We start from the raw sequence: 18,318 nt of genomic DNA on the forward strand, positions 1-18,318 counted from the left end.
GATAGTGCACGGAAAGCATAAATACAGAGCAGCAACTGAATTGGCGGGGCCTGCCCCGCCAGCTGATGGGAGAGCCGCCAGTCGGCTCATGCAGATGCACGGGAGCCGTTCGCGGCCCACCTCTTGCCCAGCGCCGGTCTCTGACCGGTGCACAACAACAATCGGGCACTTCAAGGAGCATGCCATGCAACTCAACAAACTCGCCTTCGGCATCGCCGTCGGTACCATGACCGCCATGGGCACCCTGCCGGCCGTCGCCAATGCCGCCGATACCTACACCTGGAAGATGGTCACCTCGTGGCCGAAGAACTTCCCGGGGGTGGGCCAGGGGCCGGAACGCCTCGCGCGCCTGGTCGATGAGATGTCCGATGGTCGCCTCAAGATCAAGGTGTACGGGGCGGGCCAGCTGGTGCCGGGCTTCGAGGTGCTCGATACCGTCTCTTCCGGTACCGCGCAGATCGGTCACTCGGCCTCCTACTACTGGAAAGGCAAGGCGCCGGAAGCCCAGTTCTTCGCCGCCGTACCCTTCGGCATGACCGCACAGGAAATGAACGCCTGGCTGCATTACGGTGGCGGCCTGGAACTGTGGAACGAGGTCTATGACAAGTTCGGCGTCGAAGTCATGGCCGGTGGCGCCTCGGGCGTGCAGATGGGCGGCTGGTTCAACAAGGAGATCAACTCGGTCGCCGATCTCGATGGTCTGAAGATGCGTATCCCGGGTCTGGGTGGCGATGTCATGCAGCAGATGGGCGTGGCGACGGTCAGCATGCCGGGCGGCGAGATCTTCACCTCGCTGCAGTCCGGAGCCATCGATGCCACCGAGTGGATCGGGCCGTACAACGACCTGGCCTTCGGTCTCTATCAGGCCGCCAAGTACTACTACTATCCGGGCTGGCACGAGCCGACCGTCACCTTCGAAGCCATCGTCAATGACGACGCCATGGCCGAGCTGCCCAAGGACCTGCAGGCCATCCTGCGTTCCGCGGTACGTGACGTGAACCAGGACATGCTCGACGAGTACACCGCGCGCAACAACGATGCCCTCGAGACACTGCTCAACGAGCACAAGGTCGAGCTGCGCCGCTACCCGCAGGACGTGCTCGACAAGGCACGTGAGCTGTCCGGCGAAGTGGTCAAGAAGCTTGGTGACTCCAATGAGCTGGCCGGCCGCATCTACGAGTCCTACACCACCTTCGAAGGCAAGGTCGAGAAGTGGCACGAAGTCTCCGAACAGGCCTTCCTGAACGCACGCAATCCGGAAGGCGTGGAGTAAGACTGCGCTACCTGTGCCGAGCTCCCGCGAGGCGGCACAGTCCTGTCATCCAATGCTTGCAGCCGCCCCCTCGGGGGCGGTTTTTTTGGGGCTACGCGATCAGCTCTCGAGCAGGAAGGTCACCGGCCCGTCATTGAGCAGCGAGACCTGCATGTTGGCGCCGAAGCGCCCGGTCTCGATTCCCACCCCGAGTTCCCGCCCGCGCTCACGCGCCTTGTCGACCAGATAGGAGAACAGTCGTTCGCCCTCCGCCGGTGGCGCCGCCGAGGAGAAACTGGGGCGCATGCCGCTGCCGGTGTCCGCCGCCAGCGTGAACTGCGAGACCAGCAGCAGACTGCCGCCCACCTGCTGGACATTGAGATTCATCTTGTCGTTCTCGTCACCGAAGACGCGGTAATGCAGCAACTTGTGCAGCAGCTTTTCGGCACGCGCTTCGTCATCGCCCTTCTCGACGCCCACCAGTACCAGCAGACCGCCCTCGATGGCGCCGACGCTCTCGTCCTCGACCACGACTTCCGCCCGTGTGACGCGCTGGATCAATGCTCGCATGCCGCTTGCTCCTTCAAGAGATGAATGATGACATTTCGTGTTCGGGAGCATACCAGACGCGAACGCCCCGCAGTCTGAGCCTGCGGGGCGCGACAAGTGTTACTTGAGGATGTGGGAGGAGCTGCTAGTTGGCGAGGCTGGGCAGGAACAGAGCGATCTGCGGGAACAGCATCAACAGCACCGTCGCCAGCAACAGCAGGGCAATGAAGGGCGGCGTCCCCCGGATGACCTCCATGTACGGTTTTCTAAATACCGCCACCGCAGTGAAGATGTCGCAGCCGAAGGGCGGAGTCGCCGAGCCTATCGCCGCCTGCAGGGTGACCAGGGTGCCGACCAGCACCGGGTCCAGCCCGGCGGCATCGACTGCCGGCGCGAACACCGGCGCCAGAATCAGGATCACCACGATGGGGTCCACGAACATGCAGCCGACGAAGTAGGCCGCCGCGATCACTGCCAAGAGCGCCAGCGCATGCTCCGACAGGTAGGGGATATAGCCGCCGAGAATGGCATCCGGAATCTTGGCGAAGGAGATCATCCACGAGAAGCCCGCGCCCGCCGCCACCAGGATGAACACCACCGCGGTGATCAGCCCCGTGGAGAAGGCCACACTGGGCAGGTCCTTCAGGGTCACGCCACGATAGATCAGCATCTCGAGAATCAGCGCGTAGATCACCGAGACCGTGGCAGCCTCCGTCGGCGAGAACATGCCCGAGTAGATGCCGCCGATGATGATCACCGGGAAGCCCGCCGGCAGGCTGGCGCGCTTCAAGGCCTTGAGGCGTGCGGGCCAGTCCGCCTTGGGCTGCGGCGCGATGCCCAGCTTCCAAGACTTCCACATGCAGTAGAGCGAGAACAGCACCAGGATCATCAGCCCCGGCCCGATACCGGCGATGAACAGGTCACCCACCGAGGTACCGGTCGCGACGCCGTAGATGATCATGCCGATCGAGGGCGGAATCAGCAGCGCGATATCGGAGGCATTGATGATCAACGCGATGGTGAACTTGTCACTGTAACCGGCTTCCAGCAGCCGTGGGCGCAGCGGGCGCCCCATCGCCACCACCGTGGCCTGAGTGGAGCCGGACACCGCGCCGAACAGGGTGCAGCCCAATGCGGTGGTCACCGGCAGGCCGCCGCGCCAGTGGCCGACGAAGCGCTCGACCACATCCAGCAGGCGCTGGGCAGTGGAGCCCTTGAGCATGATATCGGCCGCCAGAATGAACATCGGCACCGCCGTCAGCACCACCGGCTGCAGGCCACCGATCATCTGCTGGATCACCAGCTCCGGCTTGAGGAAAGGAAAATCGCTGAACAACAAGAAAAAGGTGCCGACGCTCAATGGCACCATCATGGGTACCCCAAGCAACAGCAGCCCCACCATCACGAGCAGAATCCACATCGCAGCTTCCGTCCCTGGGTCAATGAAGTGTGATCAATCGTCTATCGCGGCATCGAGAAGACATGCCAGGCGCAGTGGCTAGAGCGCGCCGCTGCCGTCGACTTCCTCGTTCTCGTCCATCTCCGCCGTACGCCATGACAACCAGGCGCCCTGCGCCAGCAGATTGCGCAGAATCGCCATCAGATACTGGAGAGCCCCGAGCGCCAGCCCCAGCGGGACCACGGCATAGAGCGCCGCCAGTGACCAGCGCAGCGACGGCGTGACACGCCCGGACCTGGCCAGGCTCTGCAGATAATCCACCGCCAGCCAGGCGAGGTAGGCCAGCAAGGCACAGGTGATGACCTGCCCGGCGATCAGCAGCACCTTGCGCAACCACGGCGGCATGAAGTCCAGCAGCGCCGTCACGCGGATGTGGCGCCCGGCGCGCGCGCCGTAACTGATACCGAGGAAGGTCAGCCACAGCTGCAGGATCTGCATCAGCTCTTCGGTGAACGGCAGGCTGTAATTGAAGACGTTGCGCCCGATGACGTTGGCGATGCTGGCCGTCGCCATGCCCAGCACGCACAGGGCGATCAACCAGCGCTCGAGATGCGCCAGGCCCTGGTCACCACGTTCGAACCAGGCGGCCAGACGGCGCAGCGGCGCAGGCAGATGTGCGAGGGGGGCCTGAGCGCCATTCGTCTCGGCCGGGGCGGGGCGGGTCTCGTCAGCGGAGGGAGACTTGGAGGGGGGCGAGTTCATGAAGCGGCTTCCTGTTGATGTGGCATCCTGCCAGATAGGCCTTCTACCAGATGTCATGAGCGCAGTGGTTTGCGCCAGATATCCTGCATTTGCCGGTACGATCCATTGAAATTTTCCGCGGCGCCGCCGTGATTTTCACTTTGGCTACTCTTGTTCTAGCTTTATTAGCGGTGCTTGAAATCAGTATCCAGCCGCTGTGCGGCATGTCGGTCTGGTGCATGGAGGCCGATTGTGAAGACCGAGCGCGAAGTTCTGGCGAGCGAAGGACAGTTCTTCGAATACCAGAGCTCGAGTACCAGAGCCTCATGCGCACAGGCTCAGCTTATTCATAATAAATTCTAATCACACTATCCATTTTGGTGATTTTTTTATTATATTAAGAATGGCAATATTATCTAAATGATGCAAGTTGCACGCCGGGTACGCCCATAGCCGCCCGACGCTGATGGAAATCACACAAGGAGAACAAGATGACGATGCAATGGAACCCGTCACCCGAGCAGAATCGCGAGACGTCCAGGACTCCTGTTCCCCTTTCTCGTCTTGCCGCGCTCATCAAGGGAGGCGCCCTGACGGCCGGCCTGGGTATGGCGGCACTGGCCTCCGCGGGTGTGCAGGCTGACACCTGGCGCTTTGCGCTGGAGGAAGTCTCTGGCAGCGTGCAGGATGCCTACGCCCAGGAATTCAAGAAGCGTATCGAAGAGGCTTCCGGCGGTGACATCGATGTCGAGATCTACCCCTACGGCGCACTGGGTACCTCCTCGCAGCTCACCGAACTGGTGCAGAGCGATGCCATCCAGCTGACCTTTGCCTCACCGGGTCACCTGGCCTCGGTGATCCCTGAGTCGGGCGTCTTCACGCTGCACTTCCTGTTCTCCGATGACAACGCCGTCAATGAAGAGGTGCTCGGCAGCTCCAAGGCCATCGACATGCTGTCCGAGGCCTATACCGAGCAGAACCTCCAGCTGCTGGGCGTGATTCCGGAAGGCTGGATGGTGTGGACCGGCAACCGTGCCATCAAGACGCCCGAGGACATGGAAGGCTTCAAGATCCGCACCATGACCTCGCCGATTCTGGTCGAGAGCTATCGCGGCTACGGTGCCAACCCGACGCCGATGCCCTATTCCGAGGTCTACTCCGGCCTGCAGCTGGGCCAGATCGACGGCCAGGTGAACCCGGTGTTCGCCATCCAGGAGATGAGCTTCTACGAAGTTCAGGACTACATGATCCAGGCCAAGCAGGCGCAGTTCATCACCACGCTGGTGGCCTCCAGTGACTTCTATTCCGGTCTGGATGATGAGCAGCAGCAGATGCTCGACAAGGTCACCAACGAGATGCGCCCGTACATCTTCGAGAAGCAGGAGGAGTACAACGCCGACCGCCTGGAGAAGATCAAGCAAGACAGCGACATCGAGATCATCACACTGACCGATGAGCAGCGCGAAGCCTTCCGCCCGGTCGGCGAGAAAGGCTGGGAAGTCTATCGTGAACAATCCGGTGAGCGCGGCAGCAAGATCCTCGACACGCTGCAGGCCGACATCAAGGCTGCCGAGGGCAAGTAAGCCCGAGCAAGTGCATCAGACCCGCTAGACAGATTGCGGAGATAGGTGGAGAGGCTGATAGAAAGATAGAAAGATAGAAAGATAAAAGATAGAAAGACGAGCATGAAAAACGCCCCTGCCGGGTCTCCCGGCAGGGGCGTTTTTCGTGGTGTCTCGCTTGAGGCGCGATAGAGGCGCAAGACGATAGCGATACCGCTACAGATACGCCAGATAGACTAGAGAGGGGCTAGAGGGGCCAGATGGAAAGCGCGCTACTGCCCCAGCAGCTGGGTACGGAAATCCTGCTGGGCCGGTTCATCGCCAAGCCAGATCGCGAACAGAGCATTGGCCAGTGCCAGTGAATCGCTTTCAAAGATGACCTGTTCGTTCAGCACCAGCGACAGCGTACCTCTGCCCCCACCGGCGGGCAGCCATTGCAACGCATAGCGATCCCCCGGCACGACATCCCGATAGGCACGATTGAAGCGCGTCAGTTCAGACTCGATCGTCGCAAGATCCGTCGCGGACAGGTTCTTGCGTACGCCCTTGGTGGTTGCCTTGGCGAAGTCCTCGGCATCGATGGCATGGAAATACTCCAGCACCAGGCGACGCGAGACATCCTTGAGCGGTGCCGGGCGCGGACGACGCGCATCCTGGTAATAGGCACCGACATAGGCGTCCCACAGCAAGTAGGTGAAAAGCCCACTGCCGATCAGCGTCAGCGGCTGGCCGGACTGCGTGGTCACCTGATCCGCGAATGTCACCCCCTTGATCTCGACGGCGAGCGCCGCTGGGCTGGTGGTGGCCAGCAGCGCCCCCATCACGCCCGCGGACAGCCAGCGCGGCGCACTCGCCACCGGCAGGCTGATGGCACGACAGGCGGCGCTCAGGCAGCAAACGGCGCCACGGATAGCTGATACGGGCAAGCGGTACAGCGATATAGGCATGGCATCTACTCGTTGGCTGGCAGGGATCGAGGGGAACTCACGGAGGCCTTTCTCCTGCAGGTCATCGCTCCTGCAGGATCATCACCCTTGTGGAATCGGCTATCAGTGGCTTGCTCTCACGGGCCTGACTCTCGCTGACTCACCACAGGGCGTGGAAATGGTGCACCGGCCCACGGCCCTTGCCGACGTTGAGCTGGTCGGAGGCGCGCAGCGCGCCCAGCAGCCATTCGCGCGCTTCGACCACCGCCTGCGGCAACGGCAGACCGTTCGCCAGCCGCGCCGTGATGGCGGAAGACATCGAGCAGCCGGTGCCGTGCAGGTTGTCGGTCTCGATGCGCGGTGCACACAGCCATTGCTCGCCGGCATCGCTGACCAGCAGATCATCGCAGGCCTGCCCCTCAAGCGCCCCGCCCTTGATCAACACCGCCTTCGCGCCTCTGGCACGCAGCTCGCGGGCGACCGCAGGCATGTCAGAGCGCCCGATCAGGCGCCGCTCGCCCAGCAGGACCGCGGCTTCATGCAGGTTGGGCGTGATGATGTCGGCCAACGGCACCAGGTGCTCGGCCACCGACTGGATGGCAGCATCATTGACCAGCGCATCACCACTCTTGGCGACCAGCACCGGGTCGAGCACGACCCAGCGCGGGCGGCGCTGCTGAAGGCGGTCGGCGAGCATTTCCACCACCAGCGGATCGGCCACCATGCCGATCTTGGCGGCACGGATATCGAGATCATCCAGCACGGCGTCCAGCTGTGCGGCGATGAATTCCCGCGAGACCGCCTCCACGCTGCGCACGCCGCAGGTATTCTGCGCCGTCAGCGCCGTGATCACGCTGGCCCCGTAGGCGCCCAGCGCAGAGAATGTCTTGAGGTCCGCCTGAATGCCGGCTCCCCCGGAGGGGTCTGAGCCCGCTATCGTCAGGACGCACGGAATATGCATGCAGGAAGCTCCCGAAATATGGCTTTGACGTGCCAACAGCATACCCGAGCTGAGGAGGGAAGAAAGCCACCCCCAGCGCCCTGCCACCGTGAAAAACAGAAGAAAGTGATATGGATGAAGTGGCCGTACTGTCATTGCCGGGATTGACCTCGCTCGCCGTGATCTCGCTGGCCAGCGCCACCCTGCTGCCCGGCGGATCGGAAGCGGCCTTCACAGGGCTGTGGTGCCAGGGGCACGCGCCCTGGGCGCTGTGGCTTGCCGCGACGCTGGGCAACACGCTCGGCAGCCTGATCAACGTCGCTCTGGGGCGTGGCGCCCGTCGTTTGCACACACGGCGCTGGTTTCCGGTCTCGCGGCGCGCATTGGCACGCGGCACCCTGTGGTATCGCCGTTTCGGCGCCTGGAGCCTGCTGCTGAGCTGGGCCCCGCTGATCGGCGACCCGCTGACGGTACTGGCGGGCATCTTCCGGCTGGCGTGGTGGAAAAGCATCGTCCTGATCATGATCGCCAAGGGCGGACGCTATGCCCTGTTGCTGCTGGCAGCCGACCTGTGGCTGACGCCCTGGTGCCAATGACCGCTGCAAGACTCCTGCTCCTGTCCTAACCCCGCCGCCTCAGTCAGTCGCTTGAATGAGATCGCAGCCACGCAAGGCAAGGATGCGTGCTATGCTGACAGGCGCCATGCTGCACTGCACAATAACAGCACTTCCAGTGCCTTGAACCAGTGCCGCATTGCCTTGATCAGGTGCTTCATTCCCCTGATATGCACCTCGTCACCCTTTCGCCGCCTCCACGAGCCCACGCCTCCCCCATCACTTGGCGTCACGCTCGCGACGGTCCCCCTGACCTCGGGCATTCCCCGGCGGAGTGCTGCACTGCTAGAGAGGAGAAGGTTTCATGCGTGATACATCCTGCGACTTCTGCGCCGATGCGCTCAACATTCTGGTGCTGCAAGGCGGTGGCGCGCTCGGCGCCTACCAGATCGGCATCTTCGAGGCGCTGGCCGAAGCCGGCATCCAGCCCGACTGGGTGGTCGGCACCTCGGTCGGCGCCATCAATGGTGCCCTGATCGCCGGCAATCCGGAGGGCGAGCGCCTCAAGGCCCTCGAGTCATTCTGGTATGGCATCGCCCAACCCGCAGCCAGCATGGGCCCCGCCTTTCATCCGTGGGAGCGCAGCGTCGCGCGTACCTCCGCCATGCTGTGGGGCATCCCGGGCTTCTTCCGCCCGCGCCCACTGTGGACGGTGCCGATCTGGCAGAGCTTCTTCGGCGAGCCGCCCAGCCTCTACGACACCGAGCCACTGGGCGACACGCTCAATCGGCTGGTGGACTTCGAGCGTCTCGATGCCCGCCACCCGGAGAACGTTCGCCTGTCGGTCGGAGCGGTGAATATCGGCAGCGGCGCGCTGCGCTACTTCGACTCCTCGCATGAAGCGCTGGACCATCGCCATATCCTGGCCAGCGGAGCCCTGCCACCGGCCTTCCCGCCGGTATGGGTCGATGGCGAAGCCTATTGGGATGGCGGCCTGTACTCCAATACGCCCGTCAGCTGGGTGCTGTCGGAGCGTCCGCATGGCGAGACGGTGGTCAACTGCTACGTGATCGACCTGTGGAGTGCCGATGGCAAGGTGCCGGAGACCCTGCAGGAAGCGCAGCTGCGCGAGAAGGATATCCAGTATTCCAGTCGTGCCGGCGAGCACCTCAACCTGCTGGAAGAGAATCAGGCGCTGCGCATGGGAATCGAGAATCTCGCCGACTATCTGCCGGAGGAGCTGCGTCAGTCGCCGAAGATCCAGCGCATCCTCGCCATGACCCAGCAGCCCTCGATCAACGTGGTGCGTCTGCTGGCCTCGGCGCGCCCGGGCGAGACCTCACTGAAGGATATCGACTTCTCGCGCGCTACCATCGACTCGCGTCGCGACAGTGGCTATCAGGACATGCAGGAAGTGCTGAGCCGTTGCAGCCAGTTTGCGCCGCTGCCGGAAGATATCGGGGTCATCGTGCGCAACTTCACGCGCAACGCCGAGGGCGAGCTGGTCAGCCTGTCGACGCCTGAGGCAAGCTCAAGCGACGATGACGAGGCGAGCATCACGGCAGAGGACCTGCCCAGTCAGGCGACCGGCAGCTGAGCAGCGCTGACGACGATCCAGAACGATCCATCCACACCCCATCGCAGCCGTCACGCACTGGCGGCGCGCCAGGCGGGTGTGGATGACCCGGTGTCGGCAAGCCGCCATCCGCCGGATGGCCTCACCCGCGAGGCTGCGCGGCCCCCAGCCGTGAACACTCCTCGCGGGTAAGCTCGCGCCACTCCCCCGGCGCCAGCCCCTCGAGACTCAAGCCTGCCACCGACTCACGGTGCAGCCACACCACGCGATTGCCCAGGCTACGCCACAGTCGCTTGACGTGATGATGGCGGCCCTCGTGCAGCGTCAGGCGCGCCTGGTCTGCGGTGAGAAACGCAAGCTGTGCCGGCAGTGTCGGGCGCGGATCATGTTCGAGCAGCACCCCCTGGCGAACCTGTGCGATGGCGCTTTCCTGTTCGGCCTCCGTCAGGGGACGCTCCAGCCCCATGCGATAGCGCTTGGCGGGCCCCTCGAGCCCGGCATCGCTGATGCGCGCCGAGACTTCGCCATCGTTGGTCAGCAGCAGGGCGCCGGTCGTCGCACGGTCGAGACGCCCGACGTGGTGAATCTCGGCCAGCCAGCCGCTGTCCTCGCCGCGCGCCTCAAGAGAGTCACGCAGCACATCGATCACGGTGAGGTGTTCGGGGTCATGACAGGCCGTCACGACCCCGGCGGGCTTGTTGAGCAGGATATGACGCGGACGCCGCGCGACCTGCAGGCAGACGGTCGTGTCAGGCGCTGACAGGTGGATGTCATCGAAGGGGCCGACCTCATGCAGCGGGTCGCTGATCGTCGCGCCGTTGACCCGCACGCGTCCCGCCGCCAGCGCCGAGAGCGCATGACGACGGTTGAGCTGTGGCTGACGTGTCAGCCAGCGGTCCAGCCGCATGACCTAGTCCGCCGCCTTGAGCTGGGCTTCCATCTCTTCCAGCGCTTCCTGAGCATCGAACCATTCGGCTTCGGCCTCATCGAGGCGACTCTTGATCTCGCCCTGGCTGGCCAGCAATTTGGTCAGTTCCGCCTTGCGGTCCGCCTCGTAGAGCGTGGCGTCGCCCAGCGCTTCCTCGATCTTGTCCAGCTCGCCCTGCGCCTTGCTCATCTTCTGCTCGGCCTTGTCGCTGACCTTCTTGAGCGGACGCAGCTTCTCGCGCAGTTCAGCCGCCTGACGGCGCGCCTCCTTGCGGTCCGGCGTACGCGTGCTGTCAGTGCCGGCATCGGCATCCTTCTGAGCACGCGCTTCACGCCGCTCACCCTCGACCCGCGCCTTGAGCCAGGCACGATAGTCATCCAGATCGCCATCGAAGGGCGTCACGCGGCCATCGGCGATGCACCAGAATTCGTCGACGCAGGCACGCAGCAGGTGGCGGTCGTGGGAGACCAGAATCACGGTGCCCTCGAAGGTCGCCAGCGCATCGGTGAGCGCCTCGCGCATGTCGAGGTCCAGGTGGTTGGTCGGCTCATCCAGCAGCAGCAGATTGGGCTTCTGCCACGCGATCAGCGACAGCGCCAGACGTGCCTTCTCGCCACCGGAGAACGACTCCACCGTGGCGTAGACCTCATCGCCGTGGAAGCCGAAGCTGCCGAGGAAGGTGCGGATCTCCAGCTCGCCCGCCGACGGTGACAGGCGCAGCACATGATTGAAGGGCGTCGAGGACAGGTCGAGCCCGTCCACCTGATGCTGGGCGAAGTAGCCGATGGCCAGATGCTCACCGGCGGTCCGCTGGCCCTCGACCAGCGCAAGCTCGCCGGTGAGTGCCTTGATCAACGTCGACTTGCCCGCGCCGTTGGGGCCGAGCAGACCGATACGCTGACCGGGCAACAGCGAGAAACGCACGCCCGAGAGCTGCGGCGGCTGACCGGGATAGCCGATCACCGCGCGGTCCAGCCCCAGCAGCGGATGCGAGATCTTGTCGGAGCACGGGATGGTGAAGTGGAACGGGGAGTCGGCTTTCACTGCCGCCGTCTCCTCCATGCGCTCCAGCATCTTCATGCGACTCTGGGCCTGACGTGCCTTGGTAGCCTTGGCCTTGAAGCGACGCACGAAATCCTCGATCTCGGCGCGCCGCGCCATGGTCTTCTCGTGCTCGACCTGCTCGCGCACCAGCCGCTCGGAACGCGTGCGCTCGAAGCGGCTGTAGTTGCCCTTGTAGACCACCAGCTTGCGGCGATCGAAGTGGATGATGTGATCACACACCGCATCGAGGAAGTCGCGGTCGTGGGAGATCAGCAGCAGTGCGCCGGGATAACGCGCCAGCCATTGCTCCAGCCACAGCAGCGCATCGAGATCCAGGTGGTTGGTCGGCTCATCCAGCAACAGCAGGTCGGACGGCGTGAACAGGGTGCGCGCCAGATTGGCCCGCATGCGCCAGCCACCCGAGAAGGCCGCCAGCGGCTGACCGAGCTGCGCCTGGCTGAAGCCGAGGCCGACCAGCAGCTGCTCGGCACGTGCCCGTGCGGTATAGCCATCGAGAGTGTCGAAGTGGGCGTGCAACTCGGCCTGACGCTGGTGCTCGCCGCTTTCTTCGGCGGCCGCCAGGGCGCGCTCGGTCTCGCGCAGCGCGTGGTCCCCGTCCATGACGTAGTCGACGATCGGGCGCTCCAGCGCATCGATTTCCTGCGCCATGTGCGCGACACGCACGCCACCGGCCAGCGATACCGTGCCGCTGTCGGGCGTCAGCTCGCCGAGAATCAGGCCGAACAGGCTCGACTTGCCGGCGCCATTGGGGCCGACGATACCGGCCTTGTGACCGGCATGCAGCGTCAGGTCCGCTTCGTCGATCAGCGGTGCTCCGCCGCGTTGCAGGGCGAGCTGGCGCAGTGCAATCATGACAACCTCGATCAGAAAATACGGGGGGCGTCGGACTCCCGTTCACCGCCACCGACACGAACGCTACGACGCAGCAAGCTGCTGAGCGCGACACGTGAAGAGACATCATCGGTGATATACGAAGAGACATCATCCGTGACACACGAAGAGGCCGACTTGATGGGCGCATATTCTATCGGATTGTGGGACTACGCGCTGTCTCTGTATGCCCTGCCCGGCGAGGTCGGCTCTGCGGGCAACTCTCAGCCAGTTCCGGACATGATGAGCACCTGCCTGCTGCTGCAGGACGAGGCGGGCCTAGATGTCTGCGAGCTGCTGTGGATTCACTGGCTGTCCGCCCACGGCATCGCCCTCGCCGCCTCACCCACTCGCCTGCTGGAAGACGTGCGCGACTGGCAGGGCTGGATGACCGGCATGCTGCGCGAGCGCCGCCGCCAGTTGAGGCAGGAGCTGATGACGCTGCCCGCGACCCAGGACCCGGCAGCGGTGCAACGCCTGGAACGCCTCTATCAGCAGCTCAAGGCCTGCGAGCTATCCGCCGAGCAGGAGACCCTCGCCCAGCTGGAAGAGCTGAGCCCTGCGCTGTCGGCAGCCGAAGGCGCGACCGGCCTGCGGGCGCCCTTCGCGCATGTCGCGGACCCGCTGCAGGCCTTTCAGCAATCCCTGGTTCTGTTGAGCGGCACGATGACGCTCACCGTGGGGGATCACCCGTCGGCTCGCGCCCTGCGTCGGCTGGCACTGGCCCGCGTGCCCGCCGACGCCTGACAACGCCAGCGAGATGCGGAACTTGTACGCGGCTGGTAGAGTCGGAGTAACACTAGTGCCCGAGGCAGGCCATGCCGCCTCGGTGCCAATTGCGTGTTTCGGGCCCGTCTCAGGCCCATTCCATCCTGAAGGAGTTTTCATGAAACAGCTGGTCAGTGCCGTCGCGCTCGGCGCCCTCCTGGTCACCCCGTTCAGCTTTGCCGCCGATGACAGCCTCGCCGACGAGCAGGCACAGCTCAGCTATGGCATCGGTGCAACTCTGGGCAAGAGCCTCTCCCAGGACATCACCGATCTGGATCTCGACGCCTTCACTCAAGCCGTGCGTGATGTCTACGCCAAGGGCGACATGAAGATGAGCGACCAGGAAATCGCGGATTCGCTTTCCCGCTTCCAGCAGAAGAAGATGGAAGAGCAGAAGAAGATGGTCGAGCAGGAAGCGACTGACAACAAGGCAGAAGGTGACAAGTTCCTCGCCGACAACGCCAAGAAGGACGGTGTGAAGACACTGGATTCCGGCCTGCAATACAAGGTGCTGGAATCCGGTGACGGTGCGACTCCGTCCGCTGAAGATACCGTCAAGGTAAACTACGAAGGCAAGCTGCTGGACGGCACCGTCTTCGACAGCTCCTATCAGCGTGGCGAGCCGGTCAGCTTCAAGGTCAACCAGGTCATCAAGGGCTGGCAGGAAGCGCTGCAGGAAATGAGCGTCGGCGACACCTGGATGCTCTACGTCCCGGCTGATCTTGCGTATGGCAAGGCTGGCACCGGCGGCCCGATCGGCCCGAACGAGACGCTGACCTTCAAGGTCGAGCTGCTCGACGTGACCAAGGCCGACGCCAAGCAGTAATGGCGGTGTGAGCCTCCCCTGCTGGTAACCGGCGAGCACTGCTGCCGGCAGAAACGCAAAGAGCCGCCCGATGGGCGGCTCTTTGCGTTTCTGGCAAGGCTGGATGAAGGCCAGTGGCAAGCTCATCCAGACGTCAGCTGCGCACAGGACAACGATGCATGCCATCACTACAGCAATGGCTGATGTCCGCTGATTCTCCTCTCCAGAAGGCCCGGTGCGGACGCCGCCAGCCTGTGGATAAATCTGTGGGGAAGCTATTGACCACAGGTTGACAACCAGTCTTTCTGGTGCCTGTCGCGGCAGTGATGCTGGTTGAACGCAAAGCAACCACTGACTTGATATTTTTAGTCGATATCGCGTAACAGATTGTTTTTGCTAGACTTTATAAAACGGCTCTTGACGGCCCTGCGTTGCGTGTTCGAGGCGTCATGATTATCCACAAAATCTTCCTTGAGCGCTTGCCAACTTGTGGACAATGTGTATTTCACTCCCGAGAAAGGCCTCAAGACGCGGCGCATTCAGCGAGTGCCGCGCAAGGCTCAATCAGCGGTCGCGCTCAGGACACGCGTCACGCCAGCGCGAACACCGGCCGGCCCCGGCGTGAATGGAATGCGATCGTAGATGCGCCCCTGGGCAGAGACGAGATAGAGCGCGGCGCCATGATCGATGGTGTAACCCAGCGCGGAGTCCTGTGCCTCGACACGTCGATAGCTGACGCCATAGCGCCGCGCCACATCGGTGAGTGCCGCCTGACTGCCGGTGATGCCCTGAAAGCGCGGCCCGAAGTGACCGGTGTATTCGGCCAGCCGGGCAGGGGTGTCGCGCTCGGGGTCCAGCGAGACCATGACCGGCACCACGCGCGCCGCCGCCTGCGGTGGCAGTTCAGACATCACCTGACGCAGCGCCGCCAGCGTCATCGGGCAGACATCCGGACACTGGGTATAGCCGAAATAGAGCGCGATGACCGGCGTGGCCTGCGCGTCTGCGGCCTCGCCCATCGACACCTCCGCGAGCGTGAAGTCACCCTGCTGCGATTCGAGCTGGATGGGGCCGCCCAGACTGGCCCAGGCCTGCATGCCAGCGACCGGTGCCAGATCCTGCTGCGCCTGCTGCCAGGCGACACCGGCACCGATCACGGCCGCCAGGCCGACGGCGCCCAGCAGCCACCAGCGTCTGACGCCCTTGTCCAGCTGATGGCTCTCTTGTCGGCTAGTGCCTGCCTGCTCGTCCTGTGACTTTCGCTCTGCGCCCATCCCTGCCTCCCGGTGTCCTCATGCCTGAAACGACGTCCCTGCCGGCCGGGCTCAGCGCCAACGGCTAGCTGCCCTGATGCGTCGGGCGGGTATCACTGCGAAACAATTGATCGACCGAGCTTTCGAGCTGCTCCGCCGTGGTGGCCTGAGGATGGCTATCGAAATCGAACCAGCTGCCCAGCCGGCCACGCTCGGTGGTCACGATCACCTGCGCACGCCACGCCATGGTCGCGCTGCTGCAGAACCCCAGCTGGCCTTCCCCCTGCCAATGCTGGCGCTCGAGGCTCTGGGCATCGGTGGTGCTCAGCACGCTGCGCTTCACGCCCATGTCCATGTGGCGGCCGATGAAGTCCACCTCGACCCCCTCCGGCGCGACGCCTTCCGTCATCACGCGAATGCCCAGCGGTGTCAGCGGACTGATATCACCGTCCAGCGCCAGGGTAATACGCCCGAAGCGGCCCAGCTCGGCAGTACAGGGGGCATGATTGAGCTCGCAGGACTGATTGGGCGCAAACCAGGTCACCTTGCCGTTGCTGCCGTCGCGTACCAGGTAATAGTCGATCAGGTAATACAGCGAGACCACGATGGTGATCAGCGTGACGATGATCAGCAGATTGAGCAGCCGCGGGCGGGCATTGTCTTCTTCTACGCGATACATGGCAGTTCCGGCAACGGTCCGGCAGCGCATCGACAGGCAAGGCGCCCCGAATGGGAAAGAAAGTGACGTGATGGGAATGGTCTGCGCTCAGCCACGGCATGATGACAGCGCGCGACCGGCGAACAAGACCTGAGTCCAAGTGCAGCGCTGAGCGAGTCATGACAAGCTTACCAGCCCACCTCGCCGTGGCAGCAGGCGAGACATCATGTCACGCGCACACCACATCGCTCTCAAGGCATTCGCACTCAGCCCCGACAAGGAGTCAGCATGGCAAGTGTACAGCAGGCGCTCGGCCCCCTCTTCCTGTTGATCCTCGCCGGGGCGCTGCTCGGGTGGAAGCGCTTCCCCGGCGAAGGCTTCTGGAGCGAACTGGAACGCCTGATCTATTACGTGCTGTTCCCTGCCATGCTGGTGTCCACACTGGCGCGCGCCGACATGGCCAGCGTGCCGGTCGTGGCGCTGGCCAGCGTGATGCTGGGCGCGATGCTGCTGTTCGCCGCCGCGCTATGGCTGAGCTGGCGCCACGCGCCGGACTGGCTGAGCCGTCATATGGGCGACGCCGCCTCCTTTACCTCGCTCTTCCAGGGCAGCATCCGCTTCAACAGCTACGTCGGCGTGGCCGGAGCAGCAGCGCTGCATGGCAGTGCCGGGGCGACCGTCGCGGCCGTGGCGCTGGCGCTGATGGTGCCTGCCGCCAACCTGCTGTGCGTGATGGCCTTCATCGGCGCTGGCACCCTGGGAGAAGGCGGCCTGCTGCGCTCGCTCAAGGCGCTGACCCGCAATCCGCTGGTGCTGGCGTGTCTGGCCGGCACGGCCCTCAACCTGAGCGGCATCGGCTTGCCGGGCTGGAGTGGTGACGCCATCAGCCTGCTGGGACGCGCCGCCTTGCCGCTCGGCCTGGTCGCAGTGGGCGTGGCGCTGCGCCCGCGTGTGCTGGTGAGCAGTGGCAGCGTGGCGTGGCTGGCAAGCCTGCTGAAGCTGCTGGCGATGCCGGCACTGGTCGTCGTGCTCTGCCAGTGGTTCGGCCTTGAGGGAGTGGCGCGCGATGTGGCGATCCTGTTCGCGGCACTGCCCACCGCGACCTCCGCCTATATCCTGGCTCGCCAGCTGGGTGGCAATGCCGAGCTGATGGCGGCGTTGATCACCGCCCAGACGCTGCTGGCGATGCTGACCCTGCCCCTGTGGCTGGCGAACTGAGCTCCTGTCGACCTGAGCTCTTGCCGACCTGACCTCTAGTCGACTTGTCGATCTGACGACCACGCGACGTGAGAGCTCGCAGTGTGCGCAGCGCACAAGAAAAAGGGCATCCCCAGATGAGGATGCCCAAGACCGTGACTAGCTTGATGAGGAGAAACACCGTAGCGGGGGCCTGACTCCGCCGCTACGGCTGGGCTTGCGCCCTGCGATGTCTGCCCGGACACCGCACAGACAAGATAATCATTCTCATTTGCTTTTGCAAGCCAAATGCGAAAAATTTCTATTTAAGATTTATCTTGTACACCCTCGAGCGAGAACACCCTCAACTCCGCATGCAATTCGACCTCCAACGCTGTCATGGCTTCCGCACGTGCCAGGCCATCACGCTCAGCACGATACAGGTGCGGCGTCATGGTCAGCAGGTCCCGAATCTGCTCATTGCTGGTCAATGACAGCCCCGCATGCAGATGCTCGACCTCGCCACTGATGGCGAAGCCAGCGGACTCGGCAGCGCTCAATCCGGCTTCACCACGCGCGGGCTTCAGCTCGCGGTAGAGAATCCTGCGCAACGCCAGCAGGTGATCGGCGCCCGCTTCCAGCAGCACGACGTGGCCACCGGGCTTGAGGACACGCGCGAACTCCTGCCAGACAGGGAAGCCGAAGGCGCAAATGACGACATCCACACAGGCATCCTCCAGCGGCAGAGCGGCGTTGGTGCCCACCAGCCAGGCGGCATCACGTGACTGCTTCGCCGCGGCCAGCACCGCGTGCTTCGAGATATCCAGCCCCGCCGCCGTCAGCGAGAGATTCTGCTCACCGGCAGCGCATGCCAGCTGACGCAGATAGAAACCTTCGCCGCAGCCGGCATCCAGCACGGCCAGCGGCGCCTCCTGATCCATCAGTGCCAGCACACAATCGGCCAAGGCTGATGCAAGGGGCTGATAGCCGCCCAGCGCGAACAATCGCTGGCGGGCGCTCACCATCGCCTTGCTGTCGCCGGGGTCCAGGCTGCGCTTGCGCTGCACCGGCAGCAGATTGACATGCCCCTGGCGTGCGATATCGAAGCGATGCCCGTCGGCACAGCACCAGCTCTGGCCATCACGTACCAGCGGCTGGGCATCCAGCGGACAGGTCAGGGCCGTCAGCGGGGTCATGGTCGGGCGATCAGCCGAGTCAGCGGTAGGCGTCGTCATGGTCAGCAACTCTCGGGATGAGGTGGGAAGAGAAAGGCAAAAGCGGCGGGCCTCACACGCA

17 protein-coding genes are annotated in these 18,318 nt (G+C 63.9%); 7 read left to right on the forward strand and 10 right to left on the reverse strand.

The window, feature by feature from the left end; all coding sequences use genetic code 11:
* Nucleotides 1-226 precede the first annotated feature (226 nt).
* Complete coding sequence (locus tag CDPAHKCJ_RS05845; RefSeq protein WP_233593617.1) at nucleotides 227-1,273, forward strand: TRAP transporter substrate-binding protein; 1,047 nt, start codon at nucleotides 227-229, stop codon at nucleotides 1,271-1,273.
* Nucleotides 1,274-1,372: 99 nt separating this feature from the next.
* On the opposite strand, the gene dtd is transcribed toward CDPAHKCJ_RS05845, so the two are convergent.
* The 3 genes from dtd to CDPAHKCJ_RS05860 form a co-directional block, all read right to left on the reverse strand.
* Nucleotides 1,373-1,822, reverse strand: coding sequence for a D-aminoacyl-tRNA deacylase (gene dtd / locus CDPAHKCJ_RS05850; protein WP_166019049.1), 450 nt, complete (start codon nucleotides 1,820-1,822; stop codon nucleotides 1,373-1,375).
* A 124-nt stretch (nucleotides 1,823-1,946) separates the two neighbouring features.
* Nucleotides 1,947-3,221: a TRAP transporter large permease gene (locus CDPAHKCJ_RS05855; RefSeq protein WP_166019050.1), complete on the reverse strand. Its 1,275-nt coding sequence runs from the start codon at nucleotides 3,219-3,221 to the stop codon at nucleotides 1,947-1,949.
* 78 nt (nucleotides 3,222-3,299) lie between these two features.
* Nucleotides 3,300-3,962: a TRAP transporter small permease gene (locus tag CDPAHKCJ_RS05860; RefSeq protein ID WP_166019051.1), complete on the reverse strand. Its 663-nt coding sequence runs from the start codon at nucleotides 3,960-3,962 to the stop codon at nucleotides 3,300-3,302.
* 470 nt (nucleotides 3,963-4,432) lie between these two features.
* On the opposite strand from CDPAHKCJ_RS05860, the gene dctP reads away from it, so the two are divergent.
* A complete protein-coding gene (gene dctP / locus CDPAHKCJ_RS05865; protein ID WP_233593379.1) occupies nucleotides 4,433-5,524 on the forward strand; it encodes a TRAP transporter substrate-binding protein DctP in 1,092 nt (363 codons plus the stop codon).
* A 251-nt stretch (nucleotides 5,525-5,775) separates the two neighbouring features.
* On the opposite strand, the gene CDPAHKCJ_RS05870 is transcribed toward dctP, so the two are convergent.
* Entirely contained in the window at nucleotides 5,776-6,450 is a 675-nt protein-coding gene (locus tag CDPAHKCJ_RS05870) for a chalcone isomerase family protein (protein WP_166019052.1), read from the reverse strand.
* Between the two features lie 139 nt (nucleotides 6,451-6,589).
* A complete protein-coding gene (gene thiD / locus CDPAHKCJ_RS05875; protein ID WP_166019053.1) occupies nucleotides 6,590-7,390 on the reverse strand; it encodes a bifunctional hydroxymethylpyrimidine kinase/phosphomethylpyrimidine kinase in 801 nt (266 codons plus the stop codon).
* 143 nt (nucleotides 7,391-7,533) lie between these two features.
* Between thiD and CDPAHKCJ_RS05880 the strand changes: the two genes are divergently transcribed.
* Both CDPAHKCJ_RS05880 and CDPAHKCJ_RS05885 read left to right on the forward strand, forming a co-directional pair.
* The gene (locus CDPAHKCJ_RS05880; RefSeq protein WP_166019091.1) at nucleotides 7,534-7,965 is read left to right on the forward strand and encodes a YqaA family protein; all 432 of its coding nucleotides are present in this window, start codon (nucleotides 7,534-7,536) and stop codon (nucleotides 7,963-7,965) included.
* Nucleotides 7,966-8,287: 322 nt separating this feature from the next.
* Nucleotides 8,288-9,520, forward strand: a complete 1,233-nt coding sequence (locus CDPAHKCJ_RS05885; protein WP_166019054.1) for a patatin-like phospholipase family protein — start codon at nucleotides 8,288-8,290, stop codon at nucleotides 9,518-9,520.
* A 121-nt stretch (nucleotides 9,521-9,641) separates the two neighbouring features.
* Here CDPAHKCJ_RS05885 and CDPAHKCJ_RS05890 read toward each other — a convergent pair whose 3' ends face one another.
* On the reverse strand, nucleotides 9,642-10,406 hold the full coding sequence (locus CDPAHKCJ_RS05890; RefSeq protein WP_166019055.1) for a pseudouridine synthase: 765 nt from the start codon (nucleotides 10,404-10,406) through the stop codon (nucleotides 9,642-9,644).
* Between the two features lie 3 nt (nucleotides 10,407-10,409).
* Nucleotides 10,410-12,344 carry an ATP-binding cassette domain-containing protein gene (locus CDPAHKCJ_RS05895; protein WP_166019056.1) on the reverse strand — a complete coding sequence of 645 codons (1,935 nt, stop codon included), beginning with the start codon at nucleotides 12,342-12,344 and terminating at the stop codon, nucleotides 10,410-10,412.
* 159 nt (nucleotides 12,345-12,503) lie between these two features.
* Between CDPAHKCJ_RS05895 and CDPAHKCJ_RS05900 the strand changes: the two genes are divergently transcribed.
* The gene (locus CDPAHKCJ_RS05900; protein WP_166019057.1) at nucleotides 12,504-13,109 is read left to right on the forward strand and encodes a TIGR02444 family protein; all 606 of its coding nucleotides are present in this window, start codon (nucleotides 12,504-12,506) and stop codon (nucleotides 13,107-13,109) included.
* Nucleotides 13,110-13,248: 139 nt separating this feature from the next.
* Nucleotides 13,249-13,956 carry an FKBP-type peptidyl-prolyl cis-trans isomerase gene (locus CDPAHKCJ_RS05905; protein ID WP_166019058.1) on the forward strand — a complete coding sequence of 236 codons (708 nt, stop codon included), beginning with the start codon at nucleotides 13,249-13,251 and terminating at the stop codon, nucleotides 13,954-13,956.
* A gap of 539 nt (nucleotides 13,957-14,495) precedes the next feature.
* On the opposite strand, the gene CDPAHKCJ_RS05910 is transcribed toward CDPAHKCJ_RS05905, so the two are convergent.
* Both CDPAHKCJ_RS05910 and CDPAHKCJ_RS05915 read right to left on the reverse strand, forming a co-directional pair.
* Nucleotides 14,496-15,209, reverse strand: coding sequence for an SCO family protein (locus CDPAHKCJ_RS05910; protein ID WP_166019059.1), 714 nt, complete (start codon nucleotides 15,207-15,209; stop codon nucleotides 14,496-14,498).
* 64 nt (nucleotides 15,210-15,273) lie between these two features.
* On the reverse strand, nucleotides 15,274-15,867 hold the full coding sequence (locus CDPAHKCJ_RS05915) for a hypothetical protein (RefSeq protein ID WP_200018388.1): 594 nt from the start codon (nucleotides 15,865-15,867) through the stop codon (nucleotides 15,274-15,276).
* A gap of 267 nt (nucleotides 15,868-16,134) precedes the next feature.
* Here CDPAHKCJ_RS05915 and CDPAHKCJ_RS05920 point away from each other — a divergent pair, with 267 nt between their 5' ends.
* The gene (locus CDPAHKCJ_RS05920) at nucleotides 16,135-17,064 is read left to right on the forward strand and encodes an AEC family transporter (RefSeq protein ID WP_166019060.1); all 930 of its coding nucleotides are present in this window, start codon (nucleotides 16,135-16,137) and stop codon (nucleotides 17,062-17,064) included.
* A 284-nt stretch (nucleotides 17,065-17,348) separates the two neighbouring features.
* Here CDPAHKCJ_RS05920 and CDPAHKCJ_RS05925 read toward each other — a convergent pair whose 3' ends face one another.
* Complete coding sequence (locus tag CDPAHKCJ_RS05925; RefSeq protein ID WP_240916680.1) at nucleotides 17,349-18,257, reverse strand: putative RNA methyltransferase; 909 nt, start codon at nucleotides 18,255-18,257, stop codon at nucleotides 17,349-17,351.
* Nucleotides 18,258-18,318 lie beyond the last annotated feature (61 nt).

It is taken from the genome of Cobetia sp. MB87 (assembly GCF_011319755.1).
Classification (GTDB): Bacteria; Pseudomonadota; Gammaproteobacteria; order Pseudomonadales; family Halomonadaceae; genus Cobetia.

Coding starts and splice junctions, on each gene's coding strand:
- CDPAHKCJ_RS05845 (WP_233593617.1), top strand. CDS start 227: ATGACCGCCATGGGCACCCTGCCGGCCGTCGCCAATGCCGCCGATACC.
- dtd (WP_166019049.1), bottom strand. CDS start 1,822: ATGCGAGCATTGATCCAGCGCGTCACACGGGCGGAAGTCGTGGTCGAG.
- CDPAHKCJ_RS05855 (WP_166019050.1), bottom strand. CDS start 3,221: ATGTGGATTCTGCTCGTGATGGTGGGGCTGCTGTTGCTTGGGGTACCC.
- CDPAHKCJ_RS05860 (WP_166019051.1), bottom strand. CDS start 3,962: ATGAACTCGCCCCCCTCCAAGTCTCCCTCCGCTGACGAGACCCGCCCC.
- dctP (WP_233593379.1), top strand. CDS start 4,433: ATGACGATGCAATGGAACCCGTCACCCGAGCAGAATCGCGAGACGTCC.
- CDPAHKCJ_RS05870 (WP_166019052.1), bottom strand. CDS start 6,450: ATGCCTATATCGCTGTACCGCTTGCCCGTATCAGCTATCCGTGGCGCC.
- thiD (WP_166019053.1), bottom strand. CDS start 7,390: ATGCATATTCCGTGCGTCCTGACGATAGCGGGCTCAGACCCCTCCGGG.
- CDPAHKCJ_RS05885 (WP_166019054.1), top strand. CDS start 8,288: ATGCGTGATACATCCTGCGACTTCTGCGCCGATGCGCTCAACATTCTG.
- CDPAHKCJ_RS05890 (WP_166019055.1), bottom strand. CDS start 10,406: ATGCGGCTGGACCGCTGGCTGACACGTCAGCCACAGCTCAACCGTCGT.
- CDPAHKCJ_RS05895 (WP_166019056.1), bottom strand. CDS start 12,344: ATGATTGCACTGCGCCAGCTCGCCCTGCAACGCGGCGGAGCACCGCTG.
- CDPAHKCJ_RS05900 (WP_166019057.1), top strand. CDS start 12,504: ATGGGCGCATATTCTATCGGATTGTGGGACTACGCGCTGTCTCTGTAT.
- CDPAHKCJ_RS05905 (WP_166019058.1), top strand. CDS start 13,249: ATGAAACAGCTGGTCAGTGCCGTCGCGCTCGGCGCCCTCCTGGTCACC.
- CDPAHKCJ_RS05910 (WP_166019059.1), bottom strand. CDS start 15,209: ATGGGCGCAGAGCGAAAGTCACAGGACGAGCAGGCAGGCACTAGCCGA.
- CDPAHKCJ_RS05915 (WP_200018388.1), bottom strand. CDS start 15,867: ATGTATCGCGTAGAAGAAGACAATGCCCGCCCGCGGCTGCTCAATCTG.
- CDPAHKCJ_RS05920 (WP_166019060.1), top strand. CDS start 16,135: ATGGCAAGTGTACAGCAGGCGCTCGGCCCCCTCTTCCTGTTGATCCTC.
- CDPAHKCJ_RS05925 (WP_240916680.1), bottom strand. CDS start 18,257: ATGACGACGCCTACCGCTGACTCGGCTGATCGCCCGACCATGACCCCG.